Consider the following 20,373-nt stretch of genomic DNA (forward strand, 5'->3'; position numbering starts at 1 on the left):
CTGACAAACGCTTTCCGAGGCGTTGACGTTGAGACGATTCAACTATATGGTCACATCACTTTTCGCCCGAAGCAGCTAGGCAGGCACCATGAATGGCTGGTCCATCAAGCTCTACAACGCAACAGATGAAGTCGTCTGGGCGATCAAGCTGAACGCCCTGTGGATCCTTTTCACCCTGCTCGGCGGCGTCGCGCTGGGTATCGGTCCAGCGACGCTCGCAGCATATTCGCTGGCCAGACGCCGGTCTGCCGGTGAATCGTTTCACGCTCTGCCTGCCTTCCGTACCGCGTTCCGCCAGGAGTTCCGCCGCGGCACCCTCGTCGTCCTCCCGCTGGTCGCGCTCGCCGTCGTCCTCGTCGGCAACTACCTGTACTTCGCGGCGCTCGGTGCCGCACTCCCCCGGCTGGCCAGCCTGTTCGCGCTGGTCGCGCTCGGGCTGATCGCCGCCTACGCGCTCCCGATGGCCGTGCACTACGACCTCGGTGTCCGCACGTTGTTGCCCAAGGCATCGTTGGTCGCGCTCGCGCGGCCGGCGTCGTCGCTGGTCCTGCTGTTCGTCGCGGTGTCCATCGCCTATCTGTCGGCCAAGTTCCCGGTGCTCGGGATCGTGCTGGCCGGTGGCGCCTGGATCCAGCTCGACACCTGGCTCTGCCTGCGCTTCTTCGCCGAGAACGAAGCGCGCCTGCATCTGAAAGGGAACCGATGACCATCTTCTCCACACGGCGCATCGCCGTCGCCGCCGCGTTGTCGACGGCACTGCTCGCCTCCGCGGCCTGTTCCGGCGGTGGCGACGACAGCAACAGCCAGGCCTCGAGCAACGAACTGACGGTGATGGCGCCGCTGTTCGGCACCGCGCCGGACGCGAACGGCGAGCTGCAGCAAGCGGTCGAGAAACTGATCGGCAAGAAGCTCAAGATCACCTGGGTCCCGAACGCGGAGTACGGCGACAAGTCGAACGTCACGCTCGCCTCGGACAAGATCCCGGACGTGATGGTGGCGAACGAGAAGAGCCCCTCGTTCGTCAAGGCGGCCGAGGCCGGCGCGTTCTGGGACCTGACCGGCAAGCTCGACAAGTACCCGAACCTGAAGCCTGCCGACGAGCAGACCGCGAAGAACTCGCAGACCAACGGCAAGACCTACGGCATCTACCGGGTCCGGCCGCTGCTGCGCTCCGGCATCGTGATCCGCAAGGACTGGCTGGCCAAGCTCGGCCTGAAGGAACCGCAGAGCGTCGACGACCTGTACACGATCGCGAAGGCGTTCACCGAGCAGGACCCCGACGGCGACGGCAAGAAGGACACCTACGGCCTGATCATCCCGAAGTGGCCCGGCAACTACGCCAGCGCCAGCCCGTACGACGTGGTCGAGACCTGGTTCGGCGCCCCGAACGGCTGGGGTGAGCGCGACGGCAAGCTGGTCCCCGGCTTCGACACCCCGCAGTTCCTGGCCGCGAACGAGTGGCTGCGCAAGTGGGTGCAGGAAGGCCTGGTCAACCCGGACTTCGCCACCCTGGACAGCGCGAACTGGAACGATCCGTTCGTGCAGGGCAAGGGCGGCATGATCATCGACGTGAACGTGCGGGCCACCCAGCTGCTCGACCTGTTCAAGGAGAAGAACCCGAAGGACTTCGACAAGGTCACCCTGGTCGGCAATCTGAAGGGCCCGGACGGCGAGAAGCACTCGTACCCGTTCACCGGCTACAACATGGTGATCGCGATCTCCAAGCAGCACGTCCGCACCGACGAGCAGCTCGACCAGGTGCTGCAGACGCTGGACAAGCTCGAGTCCAAGGAGGGCTCGATCCTGCTCACGAACGGCATCGAGGGCCGCAACTTCAAGGCCGACGGGCAGTACGCCGTACCGATCAACCAGGACGACCCGAAGGTCAAGGCGATCCAGAACGACGTGGACAAGGGCTTCATCCAGCTCGGTACCCGGGCCTCGGTCGGGCTCGGCGCGTACGCGCTGCGGCCGGACGACGAGGCCAGCCGGAAGATGCGGGAGAAGTTCGACGTGCTGATGAACGAGGACCTGAAGACCGCGGTCTTCAACCCGGCGCTCAGCATCATCGCGCCGACCGCGGTGGCGAAGGGCCAGACGCTCGACACGATCATCCCCGACGCCCGGATCAAGTACCTGTCCGGCGCGATCACCGAGGACCAACTGAAGGCGCAGATCAAGCGCTGGTACGACGGCGGCGGCACGCAGATCGCCCAGGAGGTCAACGACCTGGCCGCCAAGGCCGGCGGCTGAGCGGCGGGGATCACATGGCCACCGATCTGGTGCCGGGCCAGGTGGCGCCGCCCTCCGTGGAGGCGGCGCCACCCGCTCCGAAACGCAAGCGGCGTCCGCGCGCGGTGCCGCTGTGGCGCGACCTGCTCCGCTACCGCTGGCTGTACCTGTTGCTGCTGCCCGGCCTGGCGTACTTCGTGGTGTTCAAGTACCTGCCGATGTACGGCCTGACGATCGCGTTCAAGGACTACGTGCCGTTCCTCGGGTACTCGGGCAGCGAGTGGGTCGGCCTGAAGCACTTCCACGAACTGTTCACCGGGCCGGACTTCGGCCGGCTGATGTTCAACACCCTGCTGCTCGCATTGTTGACAATCGTCTTCGTCTTCCCGGCGCCGATCATCGTCGCACTGCTGCTGAACGAGCTGCGGGTCAACGTACTGAAACGCTCCGTACAGTCGCTTGTCTACATTCCGCACTTCCTCTCGTGGACAATCGTCGCGTCGCTCACCTACCTGCTGTTCTCGGTGGACTTCGGCGTGATCGCGAACTGGATCCACGGCATCGTCGGCGGGCAGAAGACCGACTACGTGGCACAGGCCGAGTGGTTCCGGCCACTGATCGTGCTGCAGCTGCTGTGGAAGCAGACCGGCTGGGGCACGATCATCTACCTGGCCGCGCTGGCCGGGGTGGATTCGCAGCTGTACGAGGCCGCCCGGGTGGACGGCGCCGGCCGGTGGCGGCAGTTCTGGCACATCACGCTGCCGGCCATCCGGCCCACAGTCGTGGTGATGGCGATTCTGACGTCGGGCAACCTGCTGGACTCCGGGTTCGAGCAGATCTGGCTGATGACCACTTCGCTCAACCGCGATGTCGCCGACGTGTTCGACACGTTCGTCTACTACGTCGGCATCACGCAGGGTGCGTTCAGCTACGCGACGGCGGTCGGTCTGTTCAAGGGCCTGATCGGGGTCGTACTGATCTTCGGCTCGAACTTCCTGGCCAAGCGCCTCGGCCAGCGCGGATTGTTCTGAGGGGGATGCGATGAAACAACGAGTGCGGTACTACGACTCGGTCGGCAGCCGCGTTTTCGACGTACTGAACATCGTCTTCCTCGGTGGTCTGGCGATCGTCACCGTTCTCCCGCTGCTGTACGTGCTGGCCGGGTCGTTCGCGACCGAGTCGGAGATCAGTTCGCGGCCGTTCTTCCTGTGGCCGAAGCGGTTCGTCACCGACACGTACCAGTACATCTTCTCGACCGACACGTTCGTCCGCGCGTTGCTGACCACGGTCGGCGTGACCGCGGTCGGCACCGTCGTACAGCTCCTGCTGACGCTGACGATGGCGTACCCGCTGGCGAAACGGTTCCTGCCGGGGCGGGCGCTGGTGCTGAACCTGGTGATCTTCACGCTGGTGTTCAGCGGCGGCATGATCCCGACGTACCTCGTAGTGCGCGATCTCGGGCTGCTCGACAGCTACTGGGCGCTGATCCTGCCGCTGGCGATCAACCCGTTCTACCTGATCGTGGTGAAGAGCTTCTTCCAGGAGTTGCCGGAGGCGCTCGAGGAGGCGGCCCGGATCGACGGGTGCAACGAGCTGAACGTGTTCCTGCGCATCGTGCTGCCGCTGTCGAAACCGATCATCGCGACGTTCTCGCTGTTCTACGCGGTCGGGATCTGGAACGACTACATGTCGCCATTGCTCTACATCGACGACAACAAGAAATGGACGCTGCAGATGATCGTCCGCCAGCTCACCGCGGCCAACGCGGACTCGGCGAACGTGCTGCAGCAACTGGAGACGGTGACCTTCCCGGAGCAGGGCCTGAAGTTCGCGGTCGTGGTGGTCGCGACGCTGCCGATCCTGTTCTTCTACCCCTTCCTGCAGAAACATTTCGCCAAAGGCGTCCTGATCGGATCGGTGAAGGAATGACCACGCTGCAATGGCTCGAAACCCCTTGCAGGCAAGGAGTTTCCTGGGGCGTTCCGTGGCCCCGCGGCACGGTTGCCGAAGGCACTGAGTTCGCGCTTGCCGACGGTACGCCGGTGCAGAGCTGGACGACCGCGACCTGGCCGGACGGTTCGGTCAAGTGGTCCGCGCACGCGATCGGTCCGGCCGAGGCGCCGGAGGCGTCGTACGAGCTGGTCGCCGGTCAACCCGCGAGGCCGGGCCGGCCGGTCGAGGTCGAGCGGGTCGGCGACGAGGTGCGGGTGTCGACGGGCGCGGCAACCTGGGTCCTGAAGCCGCCCGGGTTGATTGCCTCGATCAACTACAGCGGGCAGGAGATCGTGCGGGACGTCCGCTTGGTCAGCCTGCGTCAGGACGCGCCCGATGAGGATCTGGGCCGCACCCGGCAACACACAACGGCGATTGTCGACAACCTTGTCGTCGAGCAGGACGGCCCGGTGCGGGCCGTGGTCAAGCTGGACGGCAAGCACGGGGACTGGTTGCCGTTCTCGGTGCGGCTCTACTTCTACGCCGGCGCCACCGACGTACGGATCGTGCACAGCTTCATCTGGGACGGCGACCCGGACCGCGACTTCCTGGCAGGCCTGGGACTCAGTGCGGACGTGGTGATGCGCGACGAGCCGCACAACCGCCACATCCGCCTCGCCGGCCCTTCCGGCTTCCTGACCGAGGCCGTTCGCGGTCTGACCGGTCTACGCCGCGACCCGGGCGAGGAGGTACGCCGTACGCAGGTAGCCGGCCGCGCCGTCGAAGACATCCCGAACTCCGAGGTGGCCGATCGCCTGCGCCTCATCCCCCAGTGGAACGACTACACGCTCGACCAGAGCAGCGCCGACGGTTTCACCCTGCGCAAACGCACCGGACCGGGACAGGGGTGGATCACCATCCCGTCCGGTACCAGATCGCCCGGCTACGGGTACGTCGGAGGCGTCAGCGGCGGACTGGGCTTCGGACTACGTGACTTCTGGAAACTGCATCCGACGCGGCTCGACATCCGCAACGCGGCCACCGACGTCGCTACCGCCACAGTGTGGATGTGGTCGCCGAGTGCACCGGCGATGGACGTCCGCTACTGGCACGACGGCATGGACCAGGACACGTACGCCGAGCAGCTCGAAGGACTCGAGATCACCTACGAGGACTACGAACCGGGCTTCGGGAACGCTCGAGGCATTGCCCGGACGCATGAGCTCAGTCTGCGCGTCCACGACGCCACACCCTCTGCCGACGAGCTGTCGGAGCACGCTGACCTGCTCAACTCGCCCGGTCTGCTCACAGCGTCGCCGGCGCGGCTGCTGGAGGCAGGTGTCTTCGGCACGTGGAGTCTTCCCACAGCCGACCACCAGGACATCGAGGCCCGGCTGAACTTCCTCTTCCAGTACTACGTCGGCCAGCGCGAGCAACGGCGCTGGTACGGGTTCTGGGACTACGGCGATGTCATGCACACCTACGACCGCGACCGGCACACGTGGCGGTACGACGTGGGCGGGTACGCGTGGGACAACTCGGAGCTGTCACCGGACCTCTGGCTCTGGTACCAGTACCTGCGCACTGGTCGGGCTGACGTGTTCCGGTTCGCGGAGGCGATGACGCGCCACACCGGGGAAGTCGACGTACATCATCTGGGCCGCTGGAAAGGACTCGGGTCGCGGCACAACGTGCAGCACTGGGGCTGCAGTTGCAAACAGGCGCGGATCTCCAGTGCGATCTACCGGCGCTTCTACTACTACCTGACCGCCGACGAGCGCACCGGTGACTTGATGGACGAGCTGGCGACGATCGAGGAGGCGTTCCTCAGAGTCGATCCGCAGCGCAAGGTACGACCGGACGTCTACTCCCCCGACCCGCATGCGCTCTCTGTCGAGCTCGGTGTGGACTGGGGTGCGCTCGCTGCGGCCTGGCTCACCAGGTGGGAGCGGCACGGCGACGAGCGAGCACGTGCCCGCTTGGTCGGGACGATGGCAGACATCGCCGCGCTGCACTATGGCTTCCTCACCGGCAATGCGCGACTCGACCTGTCGACGGGCCGCTTCGACACGAGTCGCCGCGGCATCGCGGTCTCGCACCTGTCCTCGCTCTTCGGGCTGCCGGAGATCTGCTCGGAGCTGATCGACCTCGACCTCGACGTACCCGGGTTCGAGAAGGCTTGGCTGGACTATTGCCGGCTGTACCTGCTCTCGCCCGAGGAGCAGACCGCCGAGGTCGGGCAGCCCTTGCAAGGCATCTCACTGGTGCAGGCGCACAGCCGGCTGGCGGCGTACGCGGCTGCCCGCACCGGCGACACAGAGCTGGCCCGACTGGCCTGGCGCAAGTTCTTCCTGGATGAAGGCGACCAGCTCAACCGCAACGCCATGCAGCGCGAGGCGGAGTGGAGGACCACAGCAGTCCACGGCGCACTGATGCCAGTCGACGAGGCCGCGTTCATCAGCACCAACGGCGCCGCGCAGTACGCACTCGCAGCAATGCAGAACCTCGCCCTGATCCCCCAACACCGACCTAGGACTCCGGACGCTCAGTCCTAGCAGGTAGTGCTGTCAGCCGACCTCGGCCATGATTTCGTCGGAGACGTCGAAGTTGGCGTAGACGTTCTGGACGTCGTCGCTGTCTTCGAGGGCGTCGATCAGGCGGAAGATCTTGCCGGCGCCGTCGGCGTCGAGCTCGACCGTCATCGACGGGACGAACTGGACGTCGGCGGAGTCGTAGTCGATGCCGGCGTCCTGCAGCGCCGTCCGGGCCGCGACCATGTCGGTGGCCTCGGTGACGACCTCCCAGGACTCGCCCAGGTCGTTCACCTCGTCGGCGCCGGCCTCGAGCACGGCCTCCATCACGTCGTCCTCGGACAGCGACTTCCCGTCCTGCTCCTTGGCGACGACGATGACGCCCTTGCGGTTGAACATGTAGGCGACCGAGTTCGGGTCGGCGAGCGAGCCGCCGTTCCGGGTCATCGCCGTCCGGACGTCCGCCGCCGCCCGGTTGCGGTTGTCGGTGAGGCACTCGACCAGCATCGCCACGCCGTTCGGGCCGTAGCCCTCGTACATGATCGTCTGGTACTCCGCGCCGCCGGCCTCCGCACCGGATCCGCGCTTGACCGCGCGGTCGATGTTGTCGTTCGGGACCGAGGTCTTCTTCGCCTTCTGGATGGCGTCGTACAGGGTCGGGTTCCCGCCAGGGTCACCGCCGCCCATCCGGGCGGCCACCTCGATGTTCTTGATCAGCTTCGCGAAGAGCTTGCCGCGCCTCGCGTCGATGACGGCCTTCTTGTGCTTCGTGGTGGCCCACTTGGAGTGGCCTGACATGGCGAACCCAACCCTTCTACCGCTTGCAACGTCTCAGAGGCCGCGAACCAGCTCGGCGAAGTAGCCGTGCAGCCTGGCGTCCCCGGTCATCTCCGGATGGAACGACGTGGCCAGCAGCCGATCGTGGCGAACCGCGACGATCCTACCTGTGGCAGGGCCCGACCTCACCGTCGAGAGTACCTCGACGTCCCTTCCGACCCGCTCCACCCACGGTGCCCGGATGAATACGGCGTGGTACGGCGTGTCGAATCCTGTACCCAGACCCGGGAACTCCAGGTCGGCCTCGAACGAGTCGACCTGCCGCCCGAACGCGTTCCGCCGGACCGTCACGTCCAGCCCGCCGAGGGTCTCCTGGTCGGCGGTCCCGCCGGTGATCTCGTTGGCCAGCATGATCATCCCGGCGCAGGTGCCGAACGCCGGCATCCCGTCCGCGATCCGCTTCTGCAGCGGCTCGAACAGGTCGAACGCGCGGGCCAGCTTGTCCATCGTGGTCGATTCGCCACCGGGCAGCACCATCGCGTCGACCTGCTCCAGCTCGGACGGACGCCGCACCGGCCGCGCCTCGACCCCGACCTGGGTCAGCATCGCGAGGTGCTCGCGGACGTTGCCCTGCAGCGCGAACACGCCGATCACTGTCATATGGTCACCCTCCGTTGCCAGTCGAGGGTGACCTCGATCCGGCCTTCGTCGAACACCGCGGGCAGCTCGTTGCGGCGCAGCAGCTCGAGCACGTCCTCCAGCAGCGGCTCACCGGGCGCGACGTTCGCGGTGTCCGGGTGCCAGAGCTTCAGCTCGAGCATGCCGAAGTCGACCGCGTGCCAGACGTCGGTGTCGGTGAAGAACAGCAGCCCCTGCGGACCGGTCGCGGCCTCGAGCACCTGCCGCGCCTCGTGGTGGTCCGACGTGTACCGGACCACCACCACGCCCAGCTCTTCGAGCTCCGCGAGTACGGCGTCCAACCGGTCGGCATCAGTGCTGTCCGGCCAGCCGGCCGCCTCGGCGTTGAGGTCCATCACCGCCTCACCGATCAGCAACGGCACCAGTGTGGTCGTGTCCATCGACGGTGCGTCCTCGTGGACCGCCTCGGTCAGCGCAGCGGTGATGGCTGCGTGGTCGGCGTACCCGGACCGCACCAGGACGCGGGCCAGGCCACGCAGCTCCCGTGCGGTCCGCTCGTCGACCGCCTGCAGGTTGTCCGTCACCAGCCGCGCTCGGCGAGCCGGTGCGGCTGCGGGATCTCGTCGACGTTGATACCGACCATGGCCTCACCGAGACCGCGCGAGACCTTGGCGATCACGTCGGGGTCGTCGTAGAACGTGGTGGCCTTGACGATCGCCTCGGCGCGCTGGGCCGGGTTGCCGGACTTGAAGATGCCGGAGCCGACGAACACGCCCTCGGCGCCGAGCTGCATCATCATCGCGGCGTCGGCCGGAGTGGCGATACCGCCCGCGGTGAACAGCACCACCGGAAGCTTGCCGAGCTGGGCGACCTCCTTGACCAGCTCGTACGGCGCCTGCAGCTCCTTCGCGGCGACGTACAGCTCGTCCTCGGGGAGGTTCTGCAGCTTGCGGATCTCCTGGCGGATCTGGCGCATGTGGGTGGTCGCATTGGACACGTCACCGGTGCCGGCCTCGCCCTTGGAGCGGATCATCGCCGCACCCTCGGTGATCCGGCGCAGCGCCTCGCCCAGGTTGGTCGCGCCGCAGACGAACGGCACGGTGAACTGCCACTTGTCGATGTGGTTCGCGTAGTCGGCCGGGGTGAGCACCTCGGACTCGTCGATGTAGTCGACACCGAGGCTCTGCAGCACCTGCGCCTCGACGAAGTGACCGATCCGGGCCTTGGCCATCACCGGGATCGAGACGGTGTTGATGATGCCGTCGATCATGTCCGGGTCGCTCATCCGGGACACGCCGCCCTGCGCACGGATGTCGGCCGGGACCCGCTCCAGTGCCATCACCGCGACCGCACCGGCGTCCTCGGCGATCTTGGCCTGCTCGGCGGTGACGACGTCCATGATCACGCCGCCCTTGAGCATCTCCGCCATACCGCGCTTGACCTTCGCGGTACCGGTCTCGGGAGTCTGGTTCTCGGTCACTTACTTCCTCCTGGTCGTGGGGCTCTACTCCAGATTAGGAGGTCTCGGGCATCTATCCTCAGTCCACCTCGGATCAAGTGGACTGAGCCAGCGCATCCCCGAGACGGGCGACCACCAGCCGGAGCGTCGCGGGCGGGGCGGTGAACGGGATGCGGATGTGGCGCCGGTCGGTGCCGTCCGGTGTGAACAGGTCGCCTGAGCCGAGCAGGAGGTTCTGCTCGCGTGCTGCCTCGAGCACTCTGCGTGCTCTGGTCTCGGTGAGCTCCAGCCACAGCGTCATACCGCCGGTGGGCGTGGGCCAGGCCACACCGTCCAGTGTGTTGAGTCCAGTCTCCAGTGCGGCCAGGTTGGCGCGGAGACGGGTACGGCGGCGGCCGATCACCTTGTCGAGCTTCGGGACGATCGCCCGGGCCAGGAGGTCGTCCAGTGCACTCGGCGAGGCCACGCTGAGCTGTGCGGCGGTGTTGATGCGTCGTCGCAACTGTTTGCCGGTCCGGACCCAGCCGACTCGCAGTCCACCCCACACCGTCTTGGAGAGCGACCCGACGCTGACGGTCCGCGGATACCGGCTCAGTGGCTCGGCCTGCTGACCGTTCGCCAGCCACAGCGGCCGCATGGTCTCGTCACTGACCAGCGCAGCGCCGTACCGGCGTGCTATCTCCACAACGGCCTGCCGACGATCCGCCGGGAGACTCAGCCCGGTCGGGTTGTGGTTGTCGGCCTGCAGGTAGATGACCTTCGGGCGGTGACGTCGGCAGAGGTGGGCGAGCTGGTCGGTGTCCCACACGCCGGCAGGCCAGCCTGCTACGTCGAGGCGATGCTTTCGGAGCAGATCGAAGGCGGCTGGGTACGTCGGGGTTTCGGTGATCGCCACACCCGGCCCGAGGTCCAGTCCGGCCAGTGCGGCGTTCAGACCGGCTGCCGCGCCGACTGTGAGCGTGAGCTGGTCCGGCTCGGTCGGCACACCCTCTACGGTCAACCGCTCCGCCAACGCTGCTCTGAGCTCCTGCGACCCGCCGGGCGGCGGTCCGTCGCCACCCATTGCCTGCGGTAGTCCGTCCTGGACGATCTGGGCGGCCGCCTCGGCAACGTCATGCGGCGCTGCGGTGGTGGCGAACCGCAGGTCCAGCACGGGCTGGTCCCCTGCCGTCACGGTCGACGCCGGCGCCACTGGGTCGAGCAACCGGTCCAGCGGCCGGACCACGGTGCCGGACCCGCGCTTGGTCTCCAGTACGCCGTCGCGGCGCAGGTTCTCCAACGCGCGGACGACGGTCACTCGGCTGACACCCAGACGGTCCGCGAGGACCCGCTCCGAGGGCAGTCGCGAGCCGATCGACAGGTCCCCGCGCTCGATCCGCCGCAGTACCAGACCTTCGACCTGCTCGGTCTTCGTGCCGTCCGCTGCTTCCAGATCCCCCATCCGCCACATAAGTCCACTATCCCACCACTGGCCTCATGCCCGCGGACTGTCCGTCCGGGGTGCTTGTATTTGCCTATGGACGAGCGGTGGGCGATCGGCCCGGAGGAGGGCGGCGGGGCGACGCTGGTCGCGCTGCATCCGGACGGCCAGCCCGCCGGTGAGATCCGGCACGAGCCTGATCTCGTCGCGGCCGTCGCCTCGCGGCCGCACGTCACTCGCTGGGTGTGGCGATCGTCGGCCGAGATCTATCCACGCCTGCTCGCCGCTGGTGTCCGGGTCGAGCGGTGCTACGACCTCGAGAACACCGAAGGCCTGCTGCTCGGCCACGAGGGCCGCCTCGGCGAACCACGCTCCGCGGCCGCCGCCTGGGCGCGACTCAGCGGTGCGCCCGTGCCACCCGATCCGCCGATGCGGGCCGTCGTGCCTGGTGAGCAGTCGTCGTTGTTCGACATCCCCGCCGAGCCGATCGCGTTCCAGGCCCTGCTGCGGGTGTACGCCGACCAACTGCGACGGCACGAGCTCGCCGAGTTCCCGGACCGGATGCGGTTGCTGACGGCATCGGAATCGTCCGCGATGCTGATCGCCGCCGAGATGGATCGCGCGGGTCTGCCGTGGAGCGCGCAGGCCCATCGCGACGTCCTCAGCGAGCTGCTCGGCGAGCGCTTCGGCGGTACGGGCGAGCCACGCCGCCTGACCGAGCTCGCGGACGAGATCTCGGCCGCGTTCGGTCACCGGGTCCGGCCCGACCTGCCGGCGGATGTGCTCAAGGCCTTCAAGCAGGCCGGCCACCAGTTGAAGTCGACCCGGCGCTGGGAGCTCGAGACGATCGACCATCCGGCGGTCGCGCCACTGGTGGAGTACAAGAAGCTTTACCGGATCTACACCGCCAACGGGTGGTCCTGGCTGAACGACTGGGTCCACGACGGCCGCTTCCGCCCCGGGTTCGTCCCCGGCGGCACGGTCTCCGGCCGCTGGATCACCAACGGCGGCGGCGGTCTGCAGATCCCGAAGGTCATCCGCCGCGCGGTCGTCGCCGACCCCGGCTGGCGTCTCGTCGTCGCCGACGCCTCCCAGCTCGAGCCGCGCGTCCTCGCCGCCATCTCCCGCGACCGCGCGCTGATGGAGGTCTCCAGTGATGCCGGCGACCTCTACAAGGCCGTGTCGGATCAGGCGTTCTCCGGCGACCGGGCCCAGGCGAAGCTCGCTGTGCTCGGCGCCATCTACGGACAGACCTCCGGAGACGGGCTGAAGAACCTCGCCATGCTCCGCAAACGATTCCCCCAGGCCGTCGCGTACGTCGACGACGCCGCCCGAGCGGGCGAAGAGGGCCGGCTCGTCCGGACGTACCTGGGCCGCACCTGCCCGCCGACCGGCCACCCGCTCGACGCGGCCCTGCTGGAAGGTCCGCCCGCCGACCTCCCCACGACCGACCCTCGCCATGCACGAGCCCGCGGCCGCTTCACCCGGAACTTCGTGGTCCAGGGCAGCGCCGCCGACTGGGCCCTCCTGCTCCTCGCCGCGCTCCGCCAGGCCCTCACGCCGTTGAAGGCCGAGCTCGTGTTCTTCCAGCACGACGAGGTCATCGTCCACTGCCCCGCCGACGAGGCCGAGCAGGTCGCGGACGTCATCCAGCAGGCCAGCAACCTGGCCGGCACCCTCACCTTCGGCCCGACCCCCACGAACTTCGCCTTCACCACCGCCACCGTTGAGATCTACGCCGACGCCAAATAGCATCGCCCCTGGGCCGGCACCGTCTGCGAACTCCCGACCGACAGAAGGAGAACGTCGTGGGGAAGTGGGGACAGAGAGCACAAGCGGCCCGCAAGGCAGTCGCCGGTGGCGGTGAGACCACCGGCCGTCGAGCCGCGAAGGCGACCGATGCCGGCCACCTCGGCGACGACGGCAGGGTCTACGTCCGTCGCAAAGTGGTCGCCGACTATTCGGACCGCGAGCGCAAGCAGCCCAACCGGAACGGCGTCTGATCACACCGTCTCAGGCAGGCCGTAGAGTTTGTGGTTCGTCGTTTCGAAGGCGGTCATTTCCGCTATCCGGTGGTCCTCGATGCGGAAGACGTCCAGGGCGAACAACTGGTACGACGATGCGCCCGCCGGTTGGAGATAGGCCGCGAGGGTGGGTTGGCGGTTGATCGTGGTCGGCAGGAAACGCCAATGACCGCGGTACTCCGGGGTCAGGTTCGGGATCAGCGAACGCACTGCATCCTCGCGCCCCTCGAACCAGAACGGGTACGGCGGCATCGTGATGCGGATGTCTTCGTGCATCAGGGACGCGAGCGCGTCAGGGTCGGCGTTGTCCCATGCGTCCAGGTAGGACCGAAGAAGCTTGCGTTCGTCGGCGGAGGCATCGGGAGCGGACCATTCGGAGCGGTGCGAAGGTAGGTGCTCGCGCAGGACAGGCCGAGCCCGCTGGAGGGCTGAGTTGACGGCGGCCACCGACAGGTCGACCGCTGTGGCGGTTTCGCGGGCCGACCGACCCAGCACGTCGCGGAGGATCAGGACGGCCCGCTGCCGCGCCGGCAGATGCTGGATCGCGATCAGGAACGCCAACTCGATCGTCTCCCGCCGGATCACGACCGCATCCGGCTCCTCGGCCCGATCCAGCAGTACGTCGGGAAACGGCTGCAGCCACGGCACGTCCTCGCGCGCTGGAAGGGCAGTAGCAGGGAACGATGCCGGCTCGAGCTGATACGGGAGGACCCGCCGCGGCCGCCGTACGTCGATGCATGCGTTGGTCGCGATCCGGTACAGCCACGCCCGCACCGAGGAGCGACCCTCGAAGTCCTCGAAACCACGCCACGCCCGCAGGAACGTCTCCTGCACCAGGTCCTCGGCCTCGTCGTACGACCCGAGCATCCGGTAGCAGTGCACCCGCAGCTCGTGCCGGTAGCGCTCGACGTCCTCCTCGAAGCTGCTCATCGCCCGTCCTCGAGCTCGATCGTGGTCGGCATCGGCGCCCGGCCGGCCAGCCGGAACCAGGTCACCAACCGCCGCTGCCGCAGGTCGCGGGTCGACACGACCACATCATTGTGGAAGCGCCGGGCCAGCTGGATCCGGCGCATCGCGAGCGTCAACTCCCCCGCCCATGGCTCGATGTCGGTGCCGGTGGCATGGATGGCGCGGGTCAGCGCGGACTCCGCCTGCTCGCGCACCTCCAGTACGTCGAGCGATGCCGCGCGGGCCCGATGCGCAGCGTCGAGCAACAACAGGGCGGACGCGGGGTCGAGGATCTCGCTGCCGGCCAGCTCGGCGACCAACGCGGACCGGCGGGCCAGCTCGGTCTCCAGCGACGCGCGGGCGAGCTCCACCCGGTGGTGCAGCCGATCCAGCCGGCCGGCGGTCCAGCTCGCGTAGGCGCCGAACAGCAGCAGCACCACGCCGACCGCGAGCAGCACCCAGGAGATCTCCACGATCCCATTCTTACGGAGCGCTGACGGTCCAGCCGGATCGAGTAGTCGCAGTGCCGCCTGACGCTAGCGTCGAGGCCATGGCTGACATCGGCGTGATCGGCGGTTCCGGGTTCTACTCGTTCCTCACCGACGCGGAAACCATCGAGCTCGACACCCCGTTCGGCGCACCCAGTGAGCCGCCGGTGGTCGGGGATCTCGACGGCCGCCAGGTCGCGTTCATCCCCCGGCACGGCGCCGACCACCGGTTCCCGCCGCACCGCGTCAACTACCGCGCGAACCTCTGGGCCCTGCGGGAACTCGGCGTCCGCCAGGTCCTCGGCCCGTGCGCGGTCGGCTCGCTGAAACCCGAGCTCACCCCCGGCACCTTCGTCGTCCCGGACCAGTACGTCGACCGCACCTGGGGCCGCCCGCACACGGTGTACGACGAACCTCCGGTGGTCCACACCGCCGCCGCCGACCCGTACTGCTCGGTCGGCCGTGCCACGGTGATTGCCAGCGGCAACGTCGTACCAGAGGGAACGATGGTGGTGATCAACGGACCGCGGTTCTCGACCCGGGCCGAATCGCAGTGGCACGCCGCGCAAGGCTGGTCGGTCGTCGGTATGACCGGCGCACCCGAGGCCGCGATCGCGCGCGAGCTCGCGCTCTGCTACACGTCGATCGCCGTCGTCACCGACCACGACGCGGGCGTCGAGACCGGCGCCGGAGTCACCCAGGCCGAGGTCTTCGAAGCCTTCAAGCACAGCATCGAACGCCTGCAGGAGCTGCTCAAGGACGTGATCGGCCAGCTCCCCAAGCCCGACACCGACTGCAGCTGCCATCACTCCCTCGACGGTACGGCGGCCGCCCGATGAGAGTCCTGCTGACCGGCGGCGCCGGTTTCATCGGCCGGCACGTCCACCACCAACTCGTTGCCGAAGGCCACGACGTCACCGTCCTGGACTCGTTCCGCCAGGACGTCCATGCCCACAGGCCATCGCCCCGTCCCGGCCTGATCGTCGGCGACATCCGCGACGCCGACTGTGTGGCGGCGGCGCTCGAGGGCATCGACACCGTCGTCCATCTCGCCGCGAAGGTCGGTCTGGGCGTGCACCTCGACGACATCGACGACTACGTTTCCACCAACAGCCTGGGTACGGCGATCCTGCTCAAGGCCCTTGCCCACGGCAAGATCCGCCACCTCGTCTACGCCAGCTCGATGGTCGTGTACGGCGAAGGCCGCTACGACTGCGACGATCACGGCCAGGTCGCGCCCGGGCCACGCCGTACCGAAGATCTGGAAGCCGGCCGCTTCGAGCCGCCGTGCCCGTACTGCGGCGCCCCGTTGCGGCCCGGTCTCGTCACCGAGGACGCCGTACTCGATCCGCGGAACGCCTACGCGGCCAGCAAGCTCAGCGGCGAACACCTCGCCGCCACCTGGGCCCGCGAAACGGACGGCCGAGTCACCGCACTCCGCTTCCACAACGTCTACGGCCCCGGCATGCCCCGCAACACGCCGTACGCCGGAGTCGCGGCGATCTTCCGCTCGGCCCTCGAACGCGGCGAAGCGCCCCGGGTCTTCGAGGACGGCGGCCAGCGTCGCGACTTCGTTCACGTCGGCGATGTCGCAGCCGCGGTCACCACCGCGGCCGGGGCGCTCCCTCACCAGCCGGCATTCACCGCGTACAACGTCGGCAGCGGCACCGTCCATACGATCGGCGACCTGGCTGCCGAGCTCGCTCACCTCTACGACGGCCCGGACCCGATGGTCACCGGCCAGTACCGCCTCGGCGACGTCCGCCATATCACGGCGTCCTCCGACCGGCTCAAGGCCGACCTCGGCTGGAAGCCGGCCATCGACCTCACCGCCGGGCTGCGGACCTGCTAGTTGTGAGTGGCCACCGGCGGGAGGTCGATCTGGAAGGCGCAGCCGCCGTCGATGTTGCTGACGGCAATCTTCCCGTCGTGGGACTCGACCACGCCGCGGGCGATGGCCAGGCCCAAGCCTCCACCGCCGGCAGCATCGGGGGTGCGCTGTTCGTCGCCGCGCCACCCCACGTCGAACACCCGCTCCAGGTCGTCCGCCGGAATCCCGCCACACCCGTCGGTCACCGCGAGCCGCACCCGCCCGTCGGACTCACGGTCGACGGACAGCGTCACCGTCCCGCCGCGTTCCGTGTGCCGGATCGCGTTGCCGACCAGGTTGGTCACCGCGCGGGTCAGCTCGTCCGGATCCCCTTGGACGGCGAGCCGATCGTCGTCCGTCGGCGTCGACACCTTGAGGCAAACACCCGAGGCCCGCGCGTGCTCGTTGTTCTCCCCGGCCACATCCTCCGCCAACTCCCGCAGACTGACCGCGGACCGCCGACGGGGCAACGGCGCCGCCGACAACCGCGACAGCTCGAACAGGTCGTCCACCAACCCGGTCATCCGATCGACCGTCGAGCGCATCTGCCGCAGCGCACCCGGTACGTCGTCGATCACGTCGTCCTCGAGCCCCTCCGACACGGCCCGCAACCCCGCCAACGGCGTCCGCAGGTCGTGCGACATGAACGCCACCAGCTCCCGCCGGCTCGACTCCAGCGCCCGCTCACGCTCATGCGACGCAGCCAGCTTCTTCCGCGTCATCTCCAGCTCGTTCGTCAGGTCGGCGAGCTCGGCGGGCACCGCGCCAGTCGCGATCTCCGGCGCCTCGTACGACGTTCCGAGCTGCCGCAACCGCCGCCCGACGTCCCGTGACCCGGTGCTGATCCAGTGCCCGAGCAGCACCGTCATCGCCAGCCCGAGCAGCGCCGCGAATGCCAACGTCCACAGGACCACCCACGAGTCGTGTTCGGAGATGAACATCGCCCGCACGCTCTGCAGTACTGCGGCCAACGCCGCCGCCATCGGCGCGAGGCCCGCGACGATCAACGTGACCCGCAACGACCGCCGCCGGAACTGCCACAGCGCCGCCGCGCCGATCGCCGCCACGACCAGCGTCCACAGCGTGGTCAGCGCGAAGATCGTGAACATGTCCTTGTTCATGACGCGTCGCCGGCAAACAGGTACCCGGTCCGCGGCACGGTCAGGACGAGCTTCGGATCCGACGGATCGGCCTCGATCTTCTCCCGCAACCGCCGTACGTGCACGGTGACCGTCGACGAGTCACCGAAGTCCCAGCCCCACACCCGGCGCAGCAGCTCGGCCTTCGTGTACGCCTTGCCCGCGTGCGACACCAGGTAGGCCAGCAGGTCGAACTCGCGGTGCGTCAGCGACAGCTCCGCACCGTCCAGGTACGCGCGCCGCGCCGCGGTGTCGACCATCACCGGCCCCGCGCTCAGCTTGGTCGGCGTGAGGTCGAGTCCGGCCAGCCGCTCCTCGCGCCGCACCATCGCCTGGACCCGCAGCGTCAGCTCTCGCGGACTGAACGGCTTGACCACGTAGTCGTCGGCGCCGACCTCGAGCCCGACCAGCCGGTCCTCTTCCTCGCCGCGGGCGGACAGCATGATCACCGCGGCTCCGTCGTCGGCCGCGCGCATCCGGCGCAGCACGTCGAGGCCGGACAGTCCGGGCAGCATCACGTCCAGTACGACGACGGTCGGTTTCCACTGCTGCCAGACCTCGACCGCCGACAAGCCGTCCGCCACCACGCGGGCGTCGTACCCCGCCTTGGTCAGGTAGGCGGAGACGACGTTGGACACGGTCGGGTCATCGTCGACCACTAGTACGCGAGTTGCCACCTTCAGAGCGTAGATCGTCCGGTCGGCGCCGGGCCGCACCAGCACCGGAACGCAGTACGACGTAAGCGATCCGTAGCCGCGTTCGGCCACCGGCGCCGCGCATTCGTCCCTACGGTCGAAACATGTCCGTCGATCTCGTCCTGCCGTGCCTGAACGAGGCGGCCGCCCTGCCCTGGATCCTCGAACGGCTCCCGCCCGGCGTCCGCGCCATCGTCGTCGACAACGGTTCCACCGACGGCTCACCCGACATCGCCGCCCGGCTGGGCGCGACCGTCGTACGGTGCGAGGTCAAGGGGTACGGCGCTGCGTGTCACGCCGGACTGGAAGCGGCCGAAGCCGACGTGGTCGCGGTGATGGACGCCGACGCGTCGCTCGATCCGCGGCAGCTGATCCGGGTGATCGCGCCCGTCGTCGCCGACCGCGCCGACCTGGTCGTCGGACGCCGGCGCGCCGTGTCGCGGGGCGCTTGGTCGTGGCATCTCCGACTGGCCAACCTCGAACTCTCCCGGCGGATCAGGCGCCGTACGGGCGTTTCTCTGCACGATCTCGGTCCGATGCGGGCGGCCCGGCGTACCGCGCTGCTCGGCCTCGGGCTGACGGACCGGCGGTCCGGATACCCGTTGGAGACCGTCGTGAAGGCGGCCGATGCCGGGTGGCGGATCGCTGAGGTGGAGGTGGACTACCTGCCGCGCTCAGGGCGTTCGAAGGTGACGGGGACTCCCCTCGGGGCCGCCCGCGCCGTACTCGACATGTCGAAGGTCCTCGCCCGATGAAGGGGACGTTGATCGTCATCGCGAAGGAGCCGGTGCCCGGGCGGGTGAAGACGCGGCTGCAGAGCGAGTTCACCGCACAGGAGGCGGCCGCGTTGGCGCGGGCGTCGCTCGTGGACACACTGACCGCAGTACGGGCAGCCCCTGCGTCGCGGCGAGTCCTCGCGCTCGAAGGCGATCCGGGGCCGTGGTTGCCGGCCGGGTTCGCGGTCGTCGGGCAGCGTGGCGACGGGCTGGACGAGCGGATCGCGGCCGCGTTCGAGGACGCGTACGACGGTGCGCCGATGCTGCTGGTGGGGATGGACACACCGCAGCTCCCGCCCGAACTGCTCGGGTTCCACTGGTCAGGGTACGACGCGGTGCTCGGGCTGACCGAGGACGGCGGGTATTGGTGCCTCGGGCTACGAACGCCGGACCGCCGCGCGCTCGTCGGCGTACCGATGTCGACCGATCACACCGGACGCGACCAACTGCGGCGGTTGCAGGAACTGGGTCTGCGGGTGCGCATGCTGCCGACGCTGCGGGACATGGACACGCCACGCGACGCGGCCTACCTCGCTGCCGAGTTCCCGTCCCTGCGAGTGTCGCGGCTGTACCGGCGGCTGCAGCATGCGGCGCATCCCGGGTTGCTGTTCGAGCAGGCCCTCGGTGGTACGGCGCGAGTTGTTGCCACCGGCATCGATGGACGGACCGTGCCGGCGTTGTCCGAGCTGGACCGGTGGACGGCACCCGCCGACGAGGTCGACCGGCTCGCGCTGAGCCGCTGCGAAGGCCCGGTGCTCGATATCGGCTGCGGACCCGGGCGGATCGTGACCGCGCTCGCCGAACGCGGGATCCCCGCACTGGGCGTCGATGTCTCGCCGCGGGCGGTCTCGCTCACGACGTCGCGCGGCGCGGCTGCGCTGCACCGGCCGGTGCAGGATCGCCTGCCGGGCGAGGGCCGTTGGGGCAGCGTGCTGCTGATGGACGGGAACATCGGCATCGGCGGCGATCCCGTCGACCTGCTCCGCCGCTGCGCCGAACTCGTCCGCCCCGACGGCCTGGTCCTGGTCGAGGTCGACCCGGACGACGACCTCGACGACACCGCCCCGATCGTGCTGCGCAGCTCCACCGGCCGCCGCTCCACCCCGTTGCCCTGGGCAAGAGTCGGCACCCACGCCGTACTCCGCTACGCCCGCCACGCCGACCTCCACCCGACCGAGGACTGGCGCGCCGGCCACCGAGCCTTCCTCACCCTCCGCCGAACCGCCGTCTCCCAACCCGACCGCCTGACCTCCAGCAGGCCCGCGTGACGCCCACGCCACCCGACCCCGCACACCCCCGGACGTTTGAGGGGTCAACCCCTGAGCTGGCCGGTTGTGCCCCCTGCATGCATGGGGTCAACCGGCAATCTGGGGGGTTGACCCCTCAAACGTCACGTCGTCGGGCGTGGGCAGCGGGGGGTGGGGCTGTTGGGGTTTGTGTCGG

Annotated in this window: 20 protein-coding genes; 11 read left to right on the plus strand and 9 right to left on the minus strand. The window is 68.6% G+C overall.

Going from position 1 to position 20,373, the window contains the following annotated elements; translation table 11 throughout:
• The first annotated feature begins 88 nt into the window (after positions 1-88).
• The 5 genes from OHA18_RS40400 to OHA18_RS40420 are packed head-to-tail and all read left to right on the plus strand — an operon-like array spanning position 89 to position 6,719.
• Positions 89-706 carry a YesL family protein gene (locus OHA18_RS40400; RefSeq protein ID WP_329000689.1) on the plus strand — a complete coding sequence of 206 codons (618 nt, stop codon included), beginning with the start codon at positions 89-91 and terminating at the stop codon, positions 704-706.
• Entirely contained in the window at positions 703-2,253 is a 1,551-nt protein-coding gene (locus tag OHA18_RS40405) for an extracellular solute-binding protein (RefSeq protein ID WP_329000690.1), read from the plus strand. The genes OHA18_RS40400 and OHA18_RS40405 overlap by 4 nt, the downstream gene beginning before the upstream one ends.
• 14 nt (positions 2,254-2,267) lie before the next feature.
• A complete protein-coding gene (locus tag OHA18_RS40410) occupies positions 2,268-3,263 on the plus strand; it encodes an ABC transporter permease (protein ID WP_329000691.1) in 996 nt (331 codons plus the stop codon).
• A 10-nt stretch (positions 3,264-3,273) separates the two neighbouring features.
• Complete coding sequence (locus OHA18_RS40415) at positions 3,274-4,161, plus strand: carbohydrate ABC transporter permease (protein ID WP_329000692.1); 888 nt, start codon at positions 3,274-3,276, stop codon at positions 4,159-4,161.
• Entirely contained in the window at positions 4,158-6,719 is a 2,562-nt protein-coding gene (locus OHA18_RS40420; RefSeq protein ID WP_329000693.1) for an exo-rhamnogalacturonan lyase family protein, read from the plus strand. Before OHA18_RS40415 ends, OHA18_RS40420 begins: the two co-directional genes overlap by 4 nt.
• A 12-nt stretch (positions 6,720-6,731) precedes the next feature.
• Here OHA18_RS40420 and OHA18_RS40425 read toward each other — a convergent pair whose 3' ends face one another.
• From OHA18_RS40425 to OHA18_RS40445, 5 genes are all read right to left on the minus strand, one after another.
• On the minus strand, positions 6,732-7,493 hold the full coding sequence (locus OHA18_RS40425) for a YebC/PmpR family DNA-binding transcriptional regulator (RefSeq protein WP_327635802.1): 762 nt from the start codon (positions 7,491-7,493) through the stop codon (positions 6,732-6,734).
• Positions 7,494-7,526: 33 nt separating this feature from the next.
• Positions 7,527-8,132, minus strand: a complete 606-nt coding sequence (gene pdxT / locus OHA18_RS40430) for a pyridoxal 5'-phosphate synthase glutaminase subunit PdxT (RefSeq protein ID WP_329000694.1) — start codon at positions 8,130-8,132, stop codon at positions 7,527-7,529.
• Entirely contained in the window at positions 8,129-8,695 is a 567-nt protein-coding gene (locus OHA18_RS40435; protein ID WP_329000695.1) for a DUF6891 domain-containing protein, read from the minus strand. The genes pdxT and OHA18_RS40435 overlap by 4 nt, the downstream gene beginning before the upstream one ends.
• Positions 8,692-9,591 (minus strand): pyridoxal 5'-phosphate synthase lyase subunit PdxS, encoded by a 900-nt coding sequence (gene pdxS, locus OHA18_RS40440; RefSeq protein WP_329000696.1) that lies wholly within the window; start codon positions 9,589-9,591, stop codon positions 8,692-8,694. Before pdxS ends, OHA18_RS40435 begins: the two co-directional genes overlap by 4 nt.
• A 73-nt stretch (positions 9,592-9,664) precedes the next feature.
• Positions 9,665-11,020: an aminotransferase-like domain-containing protein gene (locus OHA18_RS40445; RefSeq protein ID WP_329000697.1), complete on the minus strand. Its 1,356-nt coding sequence runs from the start codon at positions 11,018-11,020 to the stop codon at positions 9,665-9,667.
• 66 nt (positions 11,021-11,086) lie between these two features.
• Here OHA18_RS40445 and OHA18_RS40450 point away from each other — a divergent pair, with 66 nt between their 5' ends.
• Together OHA18_RS40450 and OHA18_RS40455 are read left to right on the plus strand one after the other, a co-directional pair.
• Positions 11,087-12,742 carry a bifunctional 3'-5' exonuclease/DNA polymerase gene (locus tag OHA18_RS40450; RefSeq protein WP_329000698.1) on the plus strand — a complete coding sequence of 552 codons (1,656 nt, stop codon included), beginning with the start codon at positions 11,087-11,089 and terminating at the stop codon, positions 12,740-12,742.
• Between the two features lie 56 nt (positions 12,743-12,798).
• Positions 12,799-12,993, plus strand: a complete 195-nt coding sequence (locus tag OHA18_RS40455) for a hypothetical protein (RefSeq protein WP_329000699.1) — start codon at positions 12,799-12,801, stop codon at positions 12,991-12,993.
• Here OHA18_RS40455 and OHA18_RS40460 read toward each other — a convergent pair whose 3' ends face one another.
• A complete protein-coding gene (locus OHA18_RS40460; protein WP_329000700.1) occupies positions 12,994-13,944 on the minus strand; it encodes an RNA polymerase subunit sigma-70 in 951 nt (316 codons plus the stop codon).
• Positions 13,941-14,435: a hypothetical protein gene (locus OHA18_RS40465; RefSeq protein ID WP_329000701.1), complete on the minus strand. Its 495-nt coding sequence runs from the start codon at positions 14,433-14,435 to the stop codon at positions 13,941-13,943. Before OHA18_RS40465 ends, OHA18_RS40460 begins: the two co-directional genes overlap by 4 nt.
• A gap of 77 nt (positions 14,436-14,512) precedes the next feature.
• Between OHA18_RS40465 and OHA18_RS40470 the strand changes: the two genes are divergently transcribed.
• Entirely contained in the window at positions 14,513-15,289 is a 777-nt protein-coding gene (locus OHA18_RS40470; RefSeq protein ID WP_329000702.1) for an S-methyl-5'-thioadenosine phosphorylase, read from the plus strand.
• Entirely contained in the window at positions 15,286-16,302 is a 1,017-nt protein-coding gene (locus OHA18_RS40475; RefSeq protein WP_329000703.1) for an NAD-dependent epimerase/dehydratase family protein, read from the plus strand. The genes OHA18_RS40470 and OHA18_RS40475 overlap by 4 nt, the downstream gene beginning before the upstream one ends.
• Here the strand turns inward: OHA18_RS40475 and OHA18_RS40480 are convergent.
• Positions 16,299-17,441: a sensor histidine kinase gene (locus OHA18_RS40480; protein WP_329000704.1), complete on the minus strand. Its 1,143-nt coding sequence runs from the start codon at positions 17,439-17,441 to the stop codon at positions 16,299-16,301. The two genes, OHA18_RS40475 and OHA18_RS40480, sit on opposite strands and share 4 nt — an antisense overlap.
• On the minus strand, positions 17,438-18,136 hold the full coding sequence (locus tag OHA18_RS40485; RefSeq protein ID WP_329000705.1) for a response regulator transcription factor: 699 nt from the start codon (positions 18,134-18,136) through the stop codon (positions 17,438-17,440). Before OHA18_RS40485 ends, OHA18_RS40480 begins: the two co-directional genes overlap by 4 nt.
• 122 nt (positions 18,137-18,258) lie before the next feature.
• Between OHA18_RS40485 and OHA18_RS40490 the strand changes: the two genes are divergently transcribed.
• Together OHA18_RS40490 and OHA18_RS40495 are read left to right on the plus strand one after the other, a co-directional pair.
• Entirely contained in the window at positions 18,259-18,909 is a 651-nt protein-coding gene (locus OHA18_RS40490; RefSeq protein WP_329000706.1) for a glycosyltransferase family 2 protein, read from the plus strand.
• Positions 18,906-20,198, plus strand: coding sequence for a DUF2064 domain-containing protein (locus OHA18_RS40495; RefSeq protein WP_329000707.1), 1,293 nt, complete (start codon positions 18,906-18,908; stop codon positions 20,196-20,198). Before OHA18_RS40490 ends, OHA18_RS40495 begins: the two co-directional genes overlap by 4 nt.
• The last annotated feature ends 175 nt before the right edge of the window (positions 20,199-20,373 follow it).

This window comes from Kribbella sp. NBC_00709 (assembly GCF_036226565.1).
Classification (GTDB): Bacteria; Actinomycetota; Actinomycetes; order Propionibacteriales; family Kribbellaceae; genus Kribbella.